This window comes from Shewanella sp. GJ50-10, from assembly GCF_055808815.1.
In genome coordinates this window covers 2,520,867-2,540,221 of record NZ_JBVVSS010000001.1, presented here as the reverse complement: position 1 = coordinate 2,540,221, position 19,355 = coordinate 2,520,867, and the positions used below count along the sequence as shown (strand labels likewise).

14 protein-coding genes and 1 pseudogene are annotated in these 19,355 nt (G+C 39.0%); 10 read left to right on the top strand and 5 right to left on the bottom strand.

Annotated elements, in window-relative coordinates:
* Nucleotides 1-234: 234 nt before the first annotated feature.
* Nucleotides 235-441, bottom strand: a pseudogene (locus AC0L4E_RS10645) (IS91 family transposase); the annotation flags it as partial.
* Nucleotides 442-1,315: 874 nt separating this feature from the next.
* Between AC0L4E_RS10645 and AC0L4E_RS10640 the strand changes: the two are divergent.
* From AC0L4E_RS10640 to AC0L4E_RS10625, 4 genes are all read left to right on the top strand, one after another.
* Complete coding sequence (locus tag AC0L4E_RS10640; RefSeq protein WP_473681610.1) at nt 1,316-1,963, top strand: polysaccharide lyase family 7 protein; 648 nt, start codon at nt 1,316-1,318, stop codon at nt 1,961-1,963.
* Nucleotides 1,858-2,286: a polysaccharide lyase family 7 protein gene (locus tag AC0L4E_RS10635; RefSeq protein WP_473679161.1), complete on the top strand. Its 429-nt coding sequence runs from the start codon at nt 1,858-1,860 to the stop codon at nt 2,284-2,286. The genes AC0L4E_RS10640 and AC0L4E_RS10635 overlap by 106 nt, the downstream gene beginning before the upstream one ends.
* Nucleotides 2,287-2,793: 507 nt before the next feature.
* The gene (locus tag AC0L4E_RS10630; RefSeq protein WP_473679160.1) at nt 2,794-5,832 is read left to right on the top strand and encodes a TonB-dependent receptor; all 3,039 of its coding nucleotides are present in this window, start codon (nt 2,794-2,796) and stop codon (nt 5,830-5,832) included.
* A 62-nt stretch (nt 5,833-5,894) separates the two neighbouring features.
* Nucleotides 5,895-9,485, top strand: coding sequence for a VCBS domain-containing protein (locus tag AC0L4E_RS10625; protein ID WP_473679159.1), 3,591 nt, complete (start codon nt 5,895-5,897; stop codon nt 9,483-9,485).
* Nucleotides 9,486-9,952: 467 nt separating this feature from the next.
* Here the strand turns inward: AC0L4E_RS10625 and AC0L4E_RS10620 are convergent, their stop codons facing one another.
* Nucleotides 9,953-10,381, bottom strand: a complete 429-nt coding sequence (locus tag AC0L4E_RS10620) for a hypothetical protein (RefSeq protein WP_473679158.1) — start codon at nt 10,379-10,381, stop codon at nt 9,953-9,955.
* A 94-nt stretch (nt 10,382-10,475) separates the two neighbouring features.
* Here AC0L4E_RS10620 and AC0L4E_RS10615 point away from each other — a divergent pair, with 94 nt between their 5' ends.
* Complete coding sequence (locus AC0L4E_RS10615) at nt 10,476-11,018, top strand: DUF924 family protein (RefSeq protein WP_473679157.1); 543 nt, start codon at nt 10,476-10,478, stop codon at nt 11,016-11,018.
* Between the two features lie 149 nt (nt 11,019-11,167).
* On the opposite strand, the gene AC0L4E_RS10610 is transcribed toward AC0L4E_RS10615, so the two are convergent.
* Complete coding sequence (locus AC0L4E_RS10610; RefSeq protein WP_473679156.1) at nt 11,168-11,983, bottom strand: helix-turn-helix domain-containing protein; 816 nt, start codon at nt 11,981-11,983, stop codon at nt 11,168-11,170.
* A gap of 145 nt (nt 11,984-12,128) precedes the next feature.
* Between AC0L4E_RS10610 and AC0L4E_RS10605 the strand changes: the two genes are divergently transcribed.
* A complete protein-coding gene (locus AC0L4E_RS10605; protein WP_473679155.1) occupies nt 12,129-13,088 on the top strand; it encodes a LysR family transcriptional regulator in 960 nt (319 codons plus the stop codon).
* Between the two features lie 187 nt (nt 13,089-13,275).
* Here the strand turns inward: AC0L4E_RS10605 and AC0L4E_RS10600 are convergent, their stop codons facing one another.
* Complete coding sequence (locus AC0L4E_RS10600) at nt 13,276-14,274, bottom strand: NADP-dependent oxidoreductase (protein WP_473679154.1); 999 nt, start codon at nt 14,272-14,274, stop codon at nt 13,276-13,278.
* Between the two features lie 121 nt (nt 14,275-14,395).
* On the opposite strand from AC0L4E_RS10600, the gene AC0L4E_RS10595 reads away from it, so the two are divergent.
* From AC0L4E_RS10595 to AC0L4E_RS10585, 3 genes are all read left to right on the top strand, one after another.
* Complete coding sequence (locus tag AC0L4E_RS10595; protein ID WP_473679153.1) at nt 14,396-15,298, top strand: LysR family transcriptional regulator; 903 nt, start codon at nt 14,396-14,398, stop codon at nt 15,296-15,298.
* Between the two features lie 116 nt (nt 15,299-15,414).
* The gene (locus AC0L4E_RS10590) at nt 15,415-15,975 is read left to right on the top strand and encodes a GNAT family N-acetyltransferase (protein ID WP_473679152.1); all 561 of its coding nucleotides are present in this window, start codon (nt 15,415-15,417) and stop codon (nt 15,973-15,975) included.
* A gap of 4 nt (nt 15,976-15,979) precedes the next feature.
* Nucleotides 15,980-16,219, top strand: coding sequence for a DUF3624 domain-containing protein (locus tag AC0L4E_RS10585; protein ID WP_473679151.1), 240 nt, complete (start codon nt 15,980-15,982; stop codon nt 16,217-16,219).
* Nucleotides 16,220-16,318: 99 nt separating this feature from the next.
* Here the strand turns inward: AC0L4E_RS10585 and AC0L4E_RS10580 are convergent, their stop codons facing one another.
* Nucleotides 16,319-16,822: a DUF2062 domain-containing protein gene (locus tag AC0L4E_RS10580; RefSeq protein WP_473679150.1), complete on the bottom strand. Its 504-nt coding sequence runs from the start codon at nt 16,820-16,822 to the stop codon at nt 16,319-16,321.
* Between the two features lie 64 nt (nt 16,823-16,886).
* Between AC0L4E_RS10580 and AC0L4E_RS10575 the strand changes: the two genes are divergently transcribed.
* Complete coding sequence (locus AC0L4E_RS10575; protein ID WP_473679149.1) at nt 16,887-19,343, top strand: DNA internalization-related competence protein ComEC/Rec2; 2,457 nt, start codon at nt 16,887-16,889, stop codon at nt 19,341-19,343.
* The last annotated feature ends 12 nt before the right edge of the window (nt 19,344-19,355 follow it).

Below are 19,355 nucleotides of genomic sequence, written 5' to 3'. Positions count from 1 at the left end.
AGCCGCGTCCTTATCCCAAGTTTTGAGCAAGCCCGAGTGATACCTTTATAGTGTAAATATCGACGTAAGAACTAACGCTTTTTATGTGTGTGCTGTATCGCTAATGTTTTTGTCAGGCGCAGTAACCACTTAGTCTTGTTAGCTAATTTATTTACGCAACATATCAATGCCTTACCATCTCCTTATACTTACACTAATCTACATTTTTCTGTGTGGGTTTTATCATCCTTCGGCTTAAACAGTCGCATTAGGCGTCCTTTTATTTGGCCAAATAATCCTTGTTGGCCGCCTAGGCTTGTTTACATTACTTTGTTGCCAACAGCCCATAAATTTCATCGGCTGTTGGCAGCAAGGGCAAGGTCGTATGGCTTGGTTTTTGGTGCTGTTTTCGAGCGGCATCAACTTTGCTCCTGCAACAGCTAACATCAAGCCTATTAGTTGACCACTACATATGTTATCAGGACATGCATCGAAATCAGCACTAATGCGCCTGACAGCGTAGCTTCGTTCAACAAGAGCATTAATGATAAATCACAATCAATACGAATTATCGTACAGCTTATAATCTGCATATTAGTTCTGAACTGTAATCTCATCACATCATCTATTGGTAACACCTGTGTCAAATTGGTAATAGTCATTTTTACTAATTGGTAATACAGCTGCGTCGCTAACTAACTTTGTTCTGTTATTTGGTCATGTTGTTATAACCATTGGTAGTGAATATGAAAACTATTCAATAATAACAACTCACCATCTCTGTAATCTTTTGTTTATATTGTTTATTTTTATTTTATGGAAAAAGCGTTAAGCCAATGCGTTAGTCTTTTTTATGCCATTGTTACTACCAATTTTGGTTTTTGGTAATGCTTGAGGTGCTATTTTGGTTGACAATGATATGTTGTGCTGGTTATATTTTGTTTAATGAAAGGTTGCAGGTGTGAATGGGTTGTTAATACAGTGGCTGTATTGGATGGCTTATGTGTGATTTGTGTGGGGCAATTAATCATAGCTCTTTGATCATATGCAACAAAGAGTTCTGCTTCTTTTTACAACGAAATTAGATAATTTGTGGTGTTAATTAGAAGCAAAGTCTTACCTATTTTTATTACGTTTTTCAGGGGTAGTTAAGTTCATGTGTAGGTGCGCCACTATATGCAGCGCATATAGGTATTCTGAGTAAGCTTTGAAAATAGTTAAGCCGAACAATACACGAACATATTCAACAAAGAGATCGTAAATTATAAAGGATTCCAATATCAACACATATCAATCTTACCGACATTTTCAAAAGAAAATGTGTGACATTTTCGCTGTGCTAGTTTTTGCTTTAGCTGTTTTTAGCGCATCACTCAATGCTCAGGAAATTGAGGAGAATACGCTTATTCCTAAGTCACACACTAGCCTTGCTGAAGGTGTTTTACTGGGGGATCTGTCAAAACTCGATCCGCTTAAAAAGCCAGGTGAAAATTTTGACTTACTCGATTGGTCGTTAACGTTGCCAACCGATCTCAACGAAGATAAAAAAGCTGATACCGTCTATGAGAAATCATTAGATAAAGGCTTTAACTTAAAGCCATTTTTTTATACAGCAGATGATGGTGGCTTGGTATTCGCTTGCCCAAACGTAGGTGCAAAGACCTCAAAAAATACAAAATATGCGAGAACCGAACTACGCGAAATGCTACGTAGAGGTAATAGTCGAATAAAAACTCGTGGCCTGACTAAAAATAACTGGGTTTTTAGCAATGCGCATGGTTCGGCGAAAGCTAAGTCTGGGGGGGTTGAAGGCAGTTTGGAAGGGACTTTGGCAATAAACCGGGTATCTACCACAGGTGATAAAAAAAGGTTGGACGCGTGGTCATCGGGCAAATTCACGCGACGGATGACGAACCTATTCGTTTATATTACCGAAAATTACCAGCCAACTCGAAAGGGGCTATTTATTTTGCCCATGAAATAAATGATGGTGACGATATTTGGATAAATATGATTGGCTCACGTTCACATACTTTGTCAGACCCTGATGACGGAATCGCCTTAAACGAAAAATTCTCTTATAAAATTTCCGTCGAAGATGAAGTGTTGTTCGTCACAATAATCAGGGAAGGTAAGCCTAATATTACTAAGTACTACGATATGAAAGATAGTGGTTATAGTGCTAGTAACCAGTATATGTACTTTAAAGCGGGTGTTTATAATCAAAACAATGACGGCGCTGATGGTGATTATGTGCAAGCCACTTTCTATCATATCCATAACATGCATAAAGGGTATAAATTTTAGCGCAGTTAACACATGAATTTGAAATTCGTAACTACAATTATTGGTTATATTTTAATTTAAATTAATAGGTTAAAACTTTTGTTTGGGTTTCGTCTGTTGGAATTAATATAACGCTAATTTAAATATAAGGATTTCATGGCAGTAACCTGCTTGCAATAATAAATATATGAATTTAATGGCAATAACCTGCTTTCAATAATAAATATAAGAATTTTATGGCAGAAACCTGCTTGCAATAATAAATATAAGAATTTAATGGCAGTAACCTGCTTGCAATAATAAATGTATGAATTTAATGGTAATAACCTGCTTTCAATAATAAATATAAGATTTTTATGGCAGAAACCTGCTTGCAATAATAAATATAAGAATTTAATAGCAATAATAAATATAAGAATTTAATAGCAATAATAAATATAAGAATTTAATGGCAGTAATCTGCTTGTAAAAAAATATACCAATAAATGGCATTAACATGCTTATTAAAATACTAAGGGGAAGTACGGTATGTCGACAAAATTAAGTAAAAAAACAAAACCCATCCATAAAATAGGGAAGTTCAAGCTTTCACCTATAGCAAAATGGATGAAGCTTGCTGCATTTACTTCTGTAACCAGTTCTTTTGCATTTTCGGCAATAGCACAAGAAGCCGAAACTGAAAATCTAGATAAAGTTGATAATGATATAGAAGTTGTTGTAGTTACTGGTACACGTAGAACAATTCAAGACCAAATTGCAATAAAGCGTGAATCTACCACGGTTGTTGACGGTTTATCTGCTTCAGATATTGGTGATTTACCTGCACTTTCAATTGGTGAGGCGCTAGAGACATTAACGGGAGCATCATCTCACCGTGAAAATGGTGGTGCTACTGAAATCAGTATTCGTGGTTTAGGCCCATTCTTAAGTGCCACTAACATCAATGGCCGTGAAGCGACCAATGGTAGTGGTGACCGTTCAGTTAACTTTTCTCAGTTCCCATCAGAGTTGATGCAGAAAGTAGCTATTTATAAAACACAAGACGCTTCCATGATTGAAGGTGGGGTTGCGGGTGTTATTACCCTGGAGACACTTAAGCCTTTAGATTTTGGTAAGCAACGTTTTCAGGCTGAGGTAAAAGGTAACTACAACCCAGACCAAGGAAACGTTGACAATTCACTTCAAGGTGATTTGGGCTACCGTGGAACACTAAGTTATGTTGATCAATTTGAGTTTGATAACGGTCAAGCATTTGGTTTGAGTGTAGGTTTGCAGCGTCAAGATATTAGCCAGCCAGAAGCTGAATATAGAAGCTCAAGCCCAACGGGTTCATCTTTGTGGGCATGTTTGAATGATCCAACCGATACCAATACCGGTTTTTTCCGTAGCTCAGCGGGCGATTGTGAAGATGAAATTGTTGGCTCGAATAACCAAGGTTATAATAATGATATTGATCCAGAAACAGGTCTTGCAGTAGATGATGGCAGAGAATACGCATGGACTGGCTCAAGCCGAAGCTTCCGTCAAAATGAAACATCTGATGAAAGAGACGCTTTATTCTTTGCTCTACAATACCAACCCTCAAATAAATGGGATATCAATTTTGACGCGCAAATTTCAGATCGTACCCAAGCAGAAGCGCGTCATGATTTAATTTTCTTACAAAAGCGCGTTACACCGGGTGTAACTGGGCAAAATCTGATCACAAACGATGTTGGCGGTATTCTACATTGGGAAGGTGAAGAACGCATCGAATCTGCGGGCGAGCAATTTTCGCGTGAAGAAAACTATCGTGGATATGGCTTGAACGTTGAACATTTTTTCTCTGATGATCTAAAGATTAGTGTTGACCTTGGCTATTCTAAAACCAGCCGTGAAGAACTACAAATAACAAACCGAGGAAGAACGAGCTCTCGTCCTTTCTTATCTTGGGATTTAGGTGAATATATTCCTCATTTCACAGTGACTGATTTTGATGTGACTGATATTTCCAATTTTACTGATAGCCTTCGTACTCGTATCGACAGAGAAAATGTCCGCGACAACGAAATTATGGGTGCACGCCTTGATATTGATTATCTTCTAGACAGTGATTTTTTTAGTAGCGTTCAAGCTGGCGTTCGCGTTTCTGAGCTAACATTTGTTCAATTTGGTGGCACGAACGGTAATGGCTCAAGAACTACATTTAATTTAGATGAATCTGCAACATCGGCCATCGATGTACTTGAAGGTTGCCAAATAGCCTTCCCTGAGACTGATTTTTTATCTAGTGTTTCTGACGGTGATATTATCACCCATGTTGACAGTTCAGGTAATGTTGTAGAAAGCGGTACAGGCGCTTCGTGGGCAACTTACAATAACGAGTGTTTCTCTCAAGCAGTCGCAGCATCACAAGGCGGCGAATTCGCATATCCAGAGGTTACATACGAGAATGCAGGTACTATTGACGTAACAGAACAAACTACCTCTGCTTACGCCATGCTTAATTACGACACTGAAATGTTTGGTAAATATATTCGTGGTAACTTTGGTGTTCGTGTAGTGGATACTGACGTTACCTCTATTGGCTTTAGAGAAGGTTTCGACGTTGTCACTGATCCGGCGACAGGTATCGTCGAATTAGTACCAAACGGAAGTATTGAAAAGATTGTTGGTGGTGGTGATTACACTGAAGTACTACCAAGCTTTAACTTAGTCGTTGATTATGATGACAATATTCTCCTAAGGGCCGGTATTTACCGAGGTATGTCACGTGCAGATCCATCTGATCTAAGTTATAGCCGCACATTCGTAACCGATGACTCGGATGACCCTGAATCAGTAGAAGACTTGTTGGTTGGTGTTAATGGTTCAGGTAATCCTGATCTTCAACCATTAATGTCATGGAACTATGACGCTGCTTTTGAATGGTATCCAAGCGATGACTCTATGGTAGCGCTAGGTGTTTACTACAAGCAATTCAATGGCGGTTTCCAACAGCAAACACAGTTAGAGAATTTTATCGTTGACGGTGTGGAAGTTTCTTTACCTATTACTAATTCAGTCACTACTGACGAAAACAGTGACCTTTATGGTTTCGAAGCGACATTCTCGTATCGTTGGGATTTAGGTATTGGTGTGAAGCTTGGTTATAACTACGCCGATACAACCTATGAGTTTGAAGACAGTAACTACGGTAATACCTTTACTACTGATTTAGACGGTGAAACCACTCAGCTTACCGCAGGTATTGTTCCACCTGCCTCAGTACCTGGATTTTCTGAGCATGTATTCAATGGACAGCTTTACTACCAAATAGGCGATTTTGATACTGCTCTTATCTACAAGTATCGTAGTGAATACTTCCAACCATACACTTCTAACGGCACAAGACTGCGTTATGTTGATGAGGCAGGTATTTGGGAAGCTCGTGCTGCATATAAAATCAACAAACACGTTCGTGTTAAAGTTTCAGCAATTAACTTGTTCAGTGAGCCACGCAGTGATGACTTTTATACTCAAGGTAACTTGGGTCAAGTAAGTGATTACGGTCCTCGCCTGTTCGCAGGTGTCAGCTTTAAGTACTAGCCAACTCTAGTACTTAAATAAAACAAGCTAAATTTGGAAAGAATCTTTTTGGAGTCATAAAAATGAATAATAAATCTCTTATACCGCTCATCATTGCGACAGGCCTATTAGGTTGTGGCGGTGATGACGGTGCTGAACTAGATGGAAATACTCGCGGAAGTATAGCAATAACCGGAAGCAATTTTATCGCTGGCGAAACAATCTCTGCAGCAGCTACTGATGCTGACGGAATTATTGCAGACACCATTACCTACGTTTGGTCAACAGGTACTATCGGCACATCTTACACAATTACTGAAGCTGACGAAGGCACAGTTATTTCTGTTTCTGCTAATTATACCGATAATGCAGGCTTTACCGAAGGTGTTGGTGCATCTACACCTGTTATCAACCCAACCTTAAATGTTTCTGCTAGCATTATTAAGGGCCCTATTGATGGTGCAACTTGTGACATATTTAAAGTTGATGATAGTGGTGCTGCGGTTCTTCCTACGCAAGGCACTGCAACCTCTGACACTTCAGGTGGCGTTACATTTATCAACGTACATTTCGAAGGTACAGGTTTAATTGCATGTACTGGCGGAACTTATACGGACGAATCAACAGGTTTAACCTTAGATGCTCCTCAACTAAGATCTGTAGTGAATGTAGTTGAAAATAGTGTTCAGACTAATGAAGGAGGGGAGGAAGTATTAGTATCACCACCTACCTATGTTGTCTCTCCTTTAACCGAAATGGCTGTTCAAAACGCGGGTAGTGATTTAAACCAGTTTGCTGACGAAGCTGAAATAATTAATGCTCGTTTTGGTATTCGTTTTGATACAACAGAAGTGCTTCCTACTTTAGTTGGTACTGTTGAACTTGGTGCTGATGGTGCTGAAGATGCTGATAGATATGGTTCTGTGCTAGCGCTACTATCACAAGTTGATGCAGACAACGCAGACGCAGATTTATCTACCGTTATGCAAGACCTTGCTAGTGACGTCGCTGATGGTTCTTTTTCTGAAGAGTCTTTAGTTACACTTGAGACAGCACAAATTAATTTGCAAACTACTTCACAAGTTGCCAGTTCTGTTGATGAAGCGTTACTTGACGTAATTGGAGCCGCTGTTGGTTATAACAATGACCCTGTAGCAGCAATCATTGAAGGTGAATTTGGCGGTACTGTTCAACATACTGCTACGGATCCATTAACAGGTTTAGTAACCATTATTGATCCAAACTTTGAAGAAGATGCTTTTGTTGCTCAAACTGATGTAGCACTTGATTATGGTACATTTAGTATCAGTTCCAACGGTAGCTGGTCATATACTGTTAGCACTGAAAACGATACTGTGGCTAACCTTGAATTAGGTAACTCTGTAAGTGATTCAATCACTATCGCTTCTATTGATGGTACCACTGCTGAAATTAATATTCGTGTTGCTTCGCTTACTCAGGTTGTAAAAATAAGCGATACAGGCGGCGATACGGGTGAGATTAGATTTAGCGTTGATAACCTTCGTCAAGGTAAGCTGAGTGCATCTATATCTAAAGAAGTTGCGCTTGGTAGTGATGGAAATGTTAAAGATGCTTACATTACGCTTTATGGCTCATCTGGTAGTTCTAGTGAATCGCTTATAGATTTGCGTATTCAAGGAACTCAAACTGAAGACGACGGCACTGTAATTGACCCTCGTTTCTTTGTTCGAAATACTGACAGTGACGCTTACCCTGGCAATATGATCACTGCACCATTTGTTGAAGAGCAGTTCTATGATGTACAAATCGCATGGGACTTAGATCAAGCAGATCAAATCACCGTGACTATTGATGGTGAAGTGATTGGTGGGAGTTCTTTCTCTACTGCAGCAGTTGTTGACTCTGATTATACAGGCTTAGACCAGTGGTTCGCTGATGGTGTTAAAGCTATCCAATTTAGATTCGGTGATAATGATAGAACGATTCCTTTCGGTTCTTTCTATGTTGATAACATTGAGGTATTTTCAGATACGGCTGGCACTACAAGTATATTTTCAGATGACTTTGAAGGTTATGATGCAGGTGAAACTTTAGATGGTACAGACAGCCAGTATGGCTTAGCTATTTACTCAGAAGTTATTGTATTTGATGCAGGTGACGGCACAGAAGAACCTACACCAGCAGTATTCTTTGATTTAACAGGAAGAATTGCAGCTGATGAAGCAACGACTACAGGTTTAGTAAGTGTACTTGACCCAGATGATGGCGAAGCTTTTATTGTTCAGACAACCTTAATGGGTACATACGGTTCATTTGCAATATTAGACGATGGCTCATGGACCTATACCCTCGATACCGCTAATGCCACTATTGCAGCACTTGTTGTAGGTGAAAGTGAACTCGATACATTTACTATTGAATCTTATGATGGCACTACCGCTGAATTAGCAATCACAATAACAGGTACAGTTGTTGTGGCGACGGGAGACAACAATGTTGCCAGAATGGCTGATACATCATTAACGGCTGATGCTGAGTTACGTTTAACAACGGATCCACTAGCTGAAGGTTCTATTTCTACAACCATTAAGATACAAGCAATTGCTGGCTTCACTGCTACACCAGAAGTTTCTGAAGATAATACCGCTTACATCAGTATTTACGGTGGCTCTGCTTCTTCAAGTAACCTAACCGGTGAAATTGTCTTTAGTAAAGGCGCTGTTAAATATCGTGATGCAGAAAAATCTCAACAAACCATTGATGGCTTAACTTATTTTGATGATACCGATATTGATGTAGTTCTTGCTTGGACAGCAACAGGTTATTCACTTTCAATTGATGGTGGTACAACGTTCTACGGTCCTTATGAAGCAATCAATACAGGTACAGCGACAGAGACGTATCAAATACGTATTGGTAGCTCTTCGAAAGAGTCAGCAAAAGAATTACTAGCTGATGATGTCGTCATTGCTGATGAAACAGATATGGCAGTGCTATCTGAGGACTTCGAGACTTATGCTGAAGGTGAAGATTTAAGCACAATGTATTCAAGTTCTGCTGAAGCAACCGTTAAGACCATAGCGGGAAGTAGTGTAAATAAAGTTGCCCGAATGGCTGATACATCATTAACGGCTGATGCTGAGTTACGTTTAACAACGGCGGCACTTGCTGAAGGCTCTATTTCTGCAAGCATTAAGCTACAAGCCATTGCTGACTTCACTGCTACACCAGAGGTTAGCGAAGATAATACCGCTTATATTAGTATTTATGGTGGCTCTGCCTCTTCAAGTAACCTAACGGGCGAAATAATCTTTGCTAAAGAGGGCGTGGTTAAATATCGTGATGCAGCAAAAGAGCAGCAAACCATTGAAGGCTTAACTTATGCTGATGACACCGATATTGATGTAGTTATAGATTGGACTGCAACAGGTTACTTTTTGTCAATTGATGGCGGTACAATGTTCTACGGTCCTTATGAAGCAATCAATACAGGTACAGCGACAGAAACGTATCAAATACGTATTGGTAGCTCTTCAAAAGAGTCAGCAAAAGAGTTATTAGCTGATGATGTCGTGATTGCTGATGCAACAGATACGGCGGTTCTATCTGAGGACTTCGAAAGTTATGCTGTGGGTGACGATCTAAGTACGACTTACTCTAGTTCTGCCGAAGCAACAGTGCAAGAAGACTAATCAACTTGCAGTTGTAAATTAATGTTTTAAACAATGTGTTAAAAATGCCGCTTATTGATAGCGGCATTTTTTGTTCATATTTTGTAGACCAAAAGGAGCAGGAAAAGCGTCTTACTTTATTACCATCGACTCCAACGGTATTGAAGTTAGTAAAGAACTGATCAACTCTACTCCTGATAGGTGGATGACTCAAAAACATCTAGATAAAATGCCAAAGCGACAGTATAAGCCTTCTGAAACTAACCTTAATAAAAGACCTGTTAAAGTTAAAGTTTCATCTGAAGTTAAGCGTATGGGTTAATCAAAACATTACAAGCTGTTCAAGCGGGATAAATAACAGTTTACCCGGTTCCGCTCCGCTTCACATTATAGCAAGCTATTAATCAGCCCCTTATTGGGGCACTAAGGCCTTCTTAACTTTCAAGTCATGTACTCCAAATTACCTAATGAAATTCAAACCACTCACCTTAGTCAAAGTAACTTTTGAAACTGTCCCAAATGCCTAGTGATGTATCAGGAAATAAGTCGATCCCCAGTGCGGACTTTAATAGGTAGAGCATTAGTAGCCCAAGTAGCATGCTAATGACTATAAATCCGCCGACGGTGGCAAACATCATCAACATAGACATGTTCTTTTCTCGCCTTGTGTAAGCGCGTTTATTTTTACCCAATAAAAACACGTAATAAAAGCGCCATTTGATAAATGGAAACTTAAAGGTGCCACGTTTATCAATAAAATGACCGCCCCAAGTGTCTGGCCCCAGTGACATTTTTATTGCATTAAGTTGTTCGTCAGTAAAACTGGCGGCAATATTTGAAGGTGAACGTTTAAGCACTTTTTCAATCAGTGGATCTTGTCTTATGGCGTCGCTAGAAGCTTGAGGTTTTTCTGCCATAGATGTCCTAAAGTGTGTCTATTTCAAAGTCTATTTTAAATCTAGCATACAATTGTTAAGTTACTGCAATGGATATATAAATTGAGGAAGTGCTATGAGCGATTTTCAGCAGGTGATTTCATTTTGGTTTGATGAGATAGACCACGCTTTGTGGTTTAAAAAAGATAGCGAGTTTGACCGAGTTATTATGTCGAAATTCGCAACACTGCATGCTCAAGCGATGGCTGGTGAACTCTATGAGTGGCGAGCTAGTCCTCTTGGCAGGCTCGCAGAGATTATTGTGCTCGATCAGTTCTCTCGGAATATGTACCGTGACTCTCCTAAGGCATTTTTATCTGATCCTCTTGCTTTAGTGTTAGCACAAGAAGCGGTTGCTCAAAGCCAAGATAATCAGTTAACGCCTATTGAACGTAGTTTTTTATATATGCCTTATATGCACAGTGAATCAATGATAGTGCATCAGCAAGCTCTGGTACTGTTTAATCAAGCAGGGCTTGAGTCAAATTATGCATTTGAAAAGAAGCATCTTGAAATTATCGAACGCTTCGGCCGTTACCCGCATCGTAATAGTATCTTAGGCCGAGAATCGACTGCTGATGAAATAGCCTTTTTGATGCAACCTAGCTCATCATTTTAGCTAAGAGATTTGCAAGCAAGATTGGAAGTATGTTCAGCGAGCAGTTAGGTTTATGTTGTTAAAACAAAACGCCTATTACCGGAGTAATAGGCGTCATCATGACTTATCTAGAGCAGATTAACCTTTAGCGGTTTATCTGAACAATGAGTTTATGCTTCGAAGTTTTGCTGTTCGTAACGTAGTAAAACTAAATCATCATTACCATTCAAAACGTGTTTAACAAACGGATTATTGAACAAGCTTTCACTTTTAGCTGAATGTAGAGTGATAGGGCCGTTTGTTGGTACTTTTTCAAGATAAATATCATTTAACAAGTTACTGTAATAACCAACAAAACTAGGAAGAATAAGCGTGATGTCAGATGATAAAGTGTGAATGAACTTAATAATATTCATTCGAATATTTTTATCTATAGCAACGATACTGACTAATTTTATGAAACCATTTTGGGCAACACAAAAGGCTAAATGACCAATGATTGAGTTATTAAAGTAAAAACAAACCACTTTGACGCGCTTACATTCAATGTGCTCAAGGGTGTCGTTAAAGTCATAACCGCTTTGTACTTTATGAGCGCGATAGATACCTTCTTTTTCATCTTCAGTCATTTCATCAAACCAAAACTCTTTGATTTGATTAATGCTGTAGTTGTAGATGTTTGGCATTTGACCATCGTTAATACGATTTTTACGCGCTTTTTTAATTACTTTTAATTCATGTGCGTCGTATTGATAACATTGATTAAAGAAGTTAGCTAAGCCCACTCTTCTGTTTAACGAAGGTAAGATGGTACCTTTTTCCCACAGACTGACCATCGATTGGTTAATGTTCTTAAACAGACTATGGTTATTCGCTAGGTCATCAGCTAAAGACTGTTGTGATAAACGATAAGATTTCCGATATTGTCTTAGTACTGTTGCGAAGGTTTCTTTGCAAAATTCTGGTTCTGTTACCTGATTAGTCACTATCTTCCCCTAGATACATATGTGAACTGGATTACGTTTTAAAGTAAGTGACGCAAATCCTAGTTAACATATGTGACAGGTGCTACTTATAACAACTATAAGCTATGCTAATATAGATTGTGAAAATTAGGCAATTGGGTGGTGTATGTACAAAAAGTATTCGGAGCAAATAAGCTTAAATTACTTGCGAGTATTCAACGAGTTATATAGTACTCGCAGTACAACTTTAGCTGCGACTAAGTTAGGTATTTCTCAATCAGCTGTGAGTCAGGTTTTATCTAAATTACGTGAAGCCACGAACGATCCGTTATTTATCAAAGGGCAGGGTAAATTAGTCCCCACAGTTAGGGCGACCAGTATTGGTGAGGGCTTGGCTTCAGAGTTGATGCAGATTGAGAAACGGCTTTATCCTGAAGACTTTTTCAATCAGGCTGATTTTGATGGTGAGATAACATTTGCGATATCGAGTCCACTGATTGATATCATTGCAAAACCGCTAGTAGAAGTATCCTCAAGGATTTTACCCAAGGCCAGAATTACTTTTGTTCATTGGAACGATCATACCCTTGATCAAATTATTAATGGTGATGTGCATATTGGCCTAAATTTATTCCCTTTAAATTCCCCTAAAGAAATTAGACAAATCCCGATTACTGGGGCAAAACCTGTTTTCGTTAGTCGTACTCAAAATCAGTGGATTGAAGAAGGTATGGAAAGCAGTGGTTTTGCTGAGCACATCTTTGCAGGTGTCATTTTGAGTGGAATTAACCGTATTCAAGCCATTCTTGAAAATAGTGATTTAATGGAAGGTTTTAAATTTAAATATCGCTCAGAATCGCAAACCATTTTGGCTAATCACTTGTTGCTTGATAAGAGCGTTATTTTAGTCGATGAACTTTCAAGCTCCCATTACAAAGATTATTTTTGTTACCAGGCTCCGCAGCGACTTAATAAGCTGCTGCCAACATCGCTGAGTTATGCTATCTATTATTTACAAGCTAATCATCAACATCCGATTTACGCAGATGCCGAACGCGTTGTGAAAAAAATATTAGATGGTTTGCTCAAAGATGTGCAACTTATCCCGAATCAAAATATTTACTAAATTGGCGAGGAGTGATTGATAGATGTTTGGTGGTTAATGGAGGTTTGGTAAATAATGGAGATTTAATGTGAAATAAAACGCTACATTGGCGAAAATGAACGCTTTTGCGGTGATGATAAACGAAGCTTCAGAGACACTCATCTTGAGTGTCTCTTTTAATTGCTTATATCAAGTGCAATATCGGTATTTACAGCTTAACCATCAGCTTGCCTTTGTTTGCACCTGTAAAGAATAGGTTTAACCCTTCAATTGAAGACTCCAAACCTTCTAATACATGCGAGCGGTGTTTGATTTGTCCTTTTAATACATAAGGGGTTAACTTTTCTAGTAAACTCGGCACTTCGCCAAAGTGATCTGGCATGGTAAAACCTTGCACAGTAATACGTCTTCTAAGGATATTCATCCAGCTAGGGCCCGGCGCTGGCGTTTGTTTGCTGTAATCAGCTATTAACCCGCAGACCATAATGCGGCCATGGGGATTCATTTTATCAACAATTAAGCTTTGGATAGGGCCTGCGGTATTTTCAAAAAATAAATCAATACCTTGTGGTGCTAATTTATCTAACTCAGCTGCCAAATCTGCCGTTTTATAATTAATCGCTGAATCAATACCTAACTCATTGACAATCCAATCTGCTTTTTCATCGCTGCCAACAACGCCAATTACGTGTAATCCATCTGCTTTGGCCAATTGCCCCACGATTGAGCCTACTGAGCCCGCTGCACCAGTAACAATAATCGTTTCGCCAGCTTTTGGTTTACCGACATTGAATAAGCCTTGTGTGGCCGTTAAACCCGGTAGGGCAAATATTGATAATATGGCTTCGTCAGGTAGCGGTGCGTCGACTTTATTAATGCCTTTACCGTTAGTTAAAAAGTATTCCTGCCAACCCATCATCCCCATAACTCGATCGCCCGCTTTAAAATCTGGGTGATTGCTTTCGACCACTTCACCCACACCGCTGCTTCGCATGACATCGCCTAAATTAACCGGCGGGATATAACTATCTGTGTCTGGTTGCATCCAACCAAACATGGCTGGATCTAGTGACATGTGATTTTGTTTAATCAGAAGCTCGCCAGGTTTAACAACGGGCATAGGCTTTTGGATAACTTCAAATATATCAGAAGTGATTGGGCCGCCTTGTGGGCGTTTAACAAGGTTAATGGCGGTATATGTGTTCATGAAATTATCCTTAATGCTGTTTGTTCTTTAATAATGAAATCTATTATTCCTTTTCTTTCTTATAAGATATAGTGGCTAAAAAGCGATTCTTTATTGCTTTAAAGACAATAGTGGCTGGGTTATGGATCAATTAAGAGCACTAAAATACTTTGTTAAAGTGGTGGAGCTAGGCAGTTTTACTCAGGCTGCGAAGGCATTTTCTGTTCCTGCTTCATCTTTATCACGGCGGGTTGCTGATTTAGAAAAAAGTCTTGGGGCGACCTTATTAAAACGCTCAACCAGAGCCGTTAATTTAACTGAAATTGGTGCAGAATATTATCAGCAAGTATCACTATTATTAACCCAGCTAGAGCAAAGTAATGAAGCTGTACGCAGTTACCAAACTGAGCCCATGGGCAAGTTACGTATAAGCGCTATGGTGGGTATTGGTCGCGAGGTGTTAATTCCGCTTTTAGAAGAATTTTCCACGTTATATCCCAAGGTTATTTTAGATATTGAGCTGAGTGATGAATTGTCTTCAGTTGGCCGTGATGATGTTGATATTGCTATTAGAGGCGGCTATGCCCCCAACGATCGAGTCGTGGCGATTAGATTAATGGATAATCAATTTATTCCTGCAGCGAGTGAGCAATATCTTAATCATATGGGGACGCCAACTCATCCTAATGAATTATTACAACATAAAGGTTTATATTATCGATCCCCTAATGGCAGAGTGCCTTGGTTAAGCCTTATTGAAGGGCAATGGCAAGATGTGTCTGCTCCTGCTACCGCCATTAGTAATGTTGGTGAGTGGCTAATTGAAAAAGCGAAAAAAGGTGAGGGGATTGTGATGATGCCAAGGTGGGTTTTATCACCATTTCTGGAAAGAGGTGAGTTATTAGAACTTGATTTTGAACCGCCGTTATCAGCGACTCAAAGTGCAGACTTTGGAGTGTATTTGATATATCAAAAACAACGATACCATGTACCTAAAGTCAAAGCCGCAGTGGATTTCTTGGTAGCAAGAATCAAAAATGTTTGATGGTGAGCGAAATCGATTTACCTATAACGACAGATCATTAATAGGTGAGTTGGTCCTATTGGAACGTTAGCTAGAACATTAATTAAAACATTAATTAGGGCACTTTAGGGAAGGATATGGAATTTCAAATTTCAACAACGCGTTTAATCATTCGCCCCTTTGTGGCTGAAGATTTACCCATGTTTACGCAATACCGTAACGATCCCATTATTGCCAAATATCAAAGCTGGACTGATTACAGTTTTGAGCAAGCACAATCTTTTTTTGCTGCGATGGATTATAAGGCGTTTGGTCAGTCAGGCTTATGGTTCCAATTGGCTATAGCAGATAACCAAACTCAGCTTATTATGGGTGATATTGCGGTGCATTTTATTGATGATGAACAAATGGAAATAGGATTTACCTTAGCGCAGCAATATCATCGGCAAGGCATTGTCTTTGAGGCGGTATCCGCAGTGATAAACTACTTATTTATTGAGCTTAAAAAGCATCGAATAATAGCGATTACTGATGCTGAAAATATCCCATCGATGGGATTACTGAACAAGTTAGGATTTAGAAAAGAAGGGCACTTTATAAAAAATATCTTTTTTAAAGGGCAATGGGGCGATGAATGTGCTTTTGCCATGTTAAGGGATGAATACATTTCAAATGCGAATAGTAAAGTTGAAGGGTAAATGAATGGCCTGTGATGATTGCCAAGAGTCGATATTCAAGCAAAAAATAGGCAGGTGTAAATCGTGTATGTTGCAATTAACCTTACTATCTTTGGTGGGATGGCCGTTATGGTGGTGGCTGTATGCTGATGATATGTCGTCGGTTGAGTCAATCGCCATGATGTTTTTCTGTGGCGCTTTTAGTGGTTTATTGTGTGTTCATTTAATAGTGTTAGCTTATCGAAAAATCAATAATTTAAAGTAATAAACCTTTTAAATTCAAAAAGTCAGCAACATTGCTGACTTTTTTGTTTTAACTTTTGTTTTAAGCTTTGAATTATTTTAGTGAAGCTTTAATTCAAGATTAATTTCTACGATTCCATTTGAATAATACTGAGTATTTCCAAAGACTTTTAATCACAAAAAAGCTAATAAGAGCGAAAATACAACCTAGTACGATACACCCCAACAGGAATGGTGGGCCAATGGTGCCAATAGAGCTTTCTACCCATTGCCAGCTGGCTTCAAAAGCAAAATCTGTGGTATCCAAGCCTAAAATCTTAGAACCTAATAAATAAGCTGCATAAAACATAAACGGCATTGTGATTGGGTTAGTTAACCAAACAAGAGCAACGGCGAGCGGAATATTGACGTTAAAAAATATCGCCATGCCAGCAGCTATGACCATTTGAAACGGTACAGGAAGCCAAGCTACAAATAAGCCCACCGCAAATGAGCCAGGAGCAGATTTGCGATTCAAACTCCAAAGGTTGGGTTTATCCAACAAATTTCCGAAAACCCGTAAATATTTGTGATTACGCAAGGTTTCAGGCTTCGGCATAAATTTTTGTAATAATTTTTTTGGCATATACGCGATTACTGTCTTTAATTAATCAATGATAAATCGATTCATTTATGGTTTTTGCGCCAGTATGCTTTTTAGCAATTTATTGCCAAGCTTACTTCCTATATGGATGGCGTCTATCATTCTGATTGTCGTTTTATCCACCTTCACAAAATGGCCTTTCATCAGCGGAACACTTTGTGGAGTGATGTTAGTTTCTTTTTGTTTTAATTCATTATTTTCTTCACATGAATCAGAAATCCCTGTTCAAAAACAATTTAAGGCAGAGATAGTATCACTAGTTAGCACAAACAGCGACTGGATAAGTTTCGACATTAGAGTGATTTCTGACCAATACCAATTTTATCACTCTAACTATAGACTCACATGGCAACAACCGCCTGAAGTAAAAGTGGGTCAGGTTTGGCAGTTTACTGCGCGAATGAAGCCAATCACTAGTCCGTTGAACCAAGGAGGGTTTAATCAACAGAAATACTTTTTAAGCCGTCATATCGTTGCTAAAGGCCGAGTCAAACAGGCTGAACTTGTTGATTATAATGCCCCATTACGACAGAAAATCATTAACAAGATGGCACCCATATTACAAACACGTTCAAATGGGGCAATATTGAAAGCCTTGCTGTTTGGCGATAAATCCGATCTAAGCCCCACTCAATGGCAGCAACTAAGACAAACTGGCACCGGACATTTAGTGGCCATTTCAGGTTTACATTTATCGGTTGTATTTGGTTTGTTCTGGTTTATTTTTCGCAGTGGTTTGCAGTTTTTTCCATCATTTAGCAGACGCAATATACTGATTGCTATGGTGTTGGCTGCATTAATGGCGACGGGTTACGGCTACTTAGCAGGTTTTGCCATCGCCACTCAGCGCGCGCTGATTATGCTACTCATCTTAATTGTATTAACGATGGTGAACCAATATTCATCGCCTTGGCAACGATTAACTTGGGCATTGTTTGCCGTTTTAGTTATTGATCCGTTTGCCAGTTTAAGTGCAGGTTTTTGGTTATCTTTCAGTGCGCTTGCCATCATATTATTTACGCTAGAATATTCAGTTGCTAAAGCAAAGATAAACAGAGCTGATAGTGAAAGCACGCTTAATGATCCAAAAAATCCCCTTGAAATTAGTCATAATGAGATTGAGTTAAAAGGCATTAAAGTAAATGAACCTTATACACAAAATCTTTCATTGCTTGAGCGCCTCGCAAACCGTTACCAAGATTATAAAAATAAACTTATTGGCTTCTGGGTTGGGTTTTGGTCGATTCAATGGCGTCTGGCTATCGGTCTCGGTTTAATGCAGGCCATATTGTTTGGCACTATTTCAATTAACAGCATTTGGGTCAATTTACTCATGGTGCCTTGGTTTAGCATTGTGGTCATTCCGTTGAGTATTATTGCCTTGGTATTGAATCTCTGTTTGATGTTTATTCCAATGACTGATGAATTGAGAGGTTTTATTGGCGAAAAATTGATGAGTTTTGCTGATGTTGCTTTAACACCATTTCAGTTACTGATTAGTGGGAGCGATCATTGGCCTTTATCTCTTATACATCTATCAGACAAGTTAGTTATCAGCATAATGTTATTCATATTAGGCATATTTTTAATGATGTGGGCTGTCAATACCTTATGGCGATTGGCTGTTGGCGTGTTGTGCATCCCTTTACTTTTGTATTCATGGGTTTCTTTTTATTCTTCACCAACGCAACTTGTACCTTCTTGGCAAGTACATGTACTGGATGTTGGCCAAGGTATGGCTGTACTTATTCAGCAAGGTAATCGAGGTTTGTTGTATGACACTGGCGCCGCATACGGTGATAACTTCAGTTATGCTGATAGAGTCATAATCCCTGCACTCAATGCGAAGGGGATAAGCAAACTTGATTACATCATTATTAGCCATGATGATAATGATCATGCTGGTGGCCTAGATGCTTTAATGAAGCAATACCCTGATACTCATATTATTAGCGATTCATTCGAGAGTCATTCTAACTACTCTGTAGAAGATGGGAGAAGTCATAACTCTTGTAATAATCATCAATTTGATTGGCACGGAGTAACGCTGAGACTAGCTATCAATGCTATTGCTAAAAATGATAATAATCGCTCATGTATTGCGTTTATCACTGATGGGCAGCATCAAGTTTTGCTCGCTGGGGATATTGAGAAGAGTTCAGAGAGATATTTCATCAATAACAATATGTTATCTAAGTCTGATATATTGCTTGCGCCGCATCATGGCAGTCGGACATCTTCCACAGAGGCATTTATAGATGCGGTATCACCACAAGATGTTATTTTTACTGCAGGGTTTGCCAATCAATATGGATTCCCTAAAAATGATGTCGTCGATCGGTATAAAATGAGAGGAGTTGAAACACTCGTTAGCGGAACTTCAGGCCAAATTAGTATAGATTTTGAACCATCAACTTATACAATTCGACAATATCGTTCAGATATTGCGCCATTTTGGTATAACAAGGTGTTTAGATTTGGTGAGAAAGTTAAAGCAGAGTAGAATGTGGCCTTT

What these genes read in the sequence shown, in the direction of transcription:
- AC0L4E_RS10625 (WP_473679159.1), top strand. Translation starts at nt 5,895, where the DNA reads ATGAATAATAAATCTCTTATACCGCTCATCATTGCGACAGGCCTATTA.
- AC0L4E_RS10615 (WP_473679157.1), top strand. Translation starts at nt 10,476, where the DNA reads ATGAGCGATTTTCAGCAGGTGATTTCATTTTGGTTTGATGAGATAGAC.
- AC0L4E_RS10575 (WP_473679149.1), top strand. Translation starts at nt 16,887, where the DNA reads ATGCTTTTTAGCAATTTATTGCCAAGCTTACTTCCTATATGGATGGCG.
- AC0L4E_RS10630 (WP_473679160.1), top strand. Translation starts at nt 2,794, where the DNA reads ATGTCGACAAAATTAAGTAAAAAAACAAAACCCATCCATAAAATAGGG.
- AC0L4E_RS10605 (WP_473679155.1), top strand. Translation starts at nt 12,129, where the DNA reads ATGTACAAAAAGTATTCGGAGCAAATAAGCTTAAATTACTTGCGAGTA.
- AC0L4E_RS10585 (WP_473679151.1), top strand. Translation starts at nt 15,980, where the DNA reads ATGGCCTGTGATGATTGCCAAGAGTCGATATTCAAGCAAAAAATAGGC.
- AC0L4E_RS10620 (WP_473679158.1), bottom strand. Translation starts at nt 10,381, where the DNA reads ATGGCAGAAAAACCTCAAGCTTCTAGCGACGCCATAAGACAAGATCCA.
- AC0L4E_RS10590 (WP_473679152.1), top strand. Translation starts at nt 15,415, where the DNA reads ATGGAATTTCAAATTTCAACAACGCGTTTAATCATTCGCCCCTTTGTG.
- AC0L4E_RS10600 (WP_473679154.1), bottom strand. Translation starts at nt 14,274, where the DNA reads ATGAACACATATACCGCCATTAACCTTGTTAAACGCCCACAAGGCGGC.
- AC0L4E_RS10580 (WP_473679150.1), bottom strand. Translation starts at nt 16,822, where the DNA reads ATGCCAAAAAAATTATTACAAAAATTTATGCCGAAGCCTGAAACCTTG.
- AC0L4E_RS10595 (WP_473679153.1), top strand. Translation starts at nt 14,396, where the DNA reads ATGGATCAATTAAGAGCACTAAAATACTTTGTTAAAGTGGTGGAGCTA.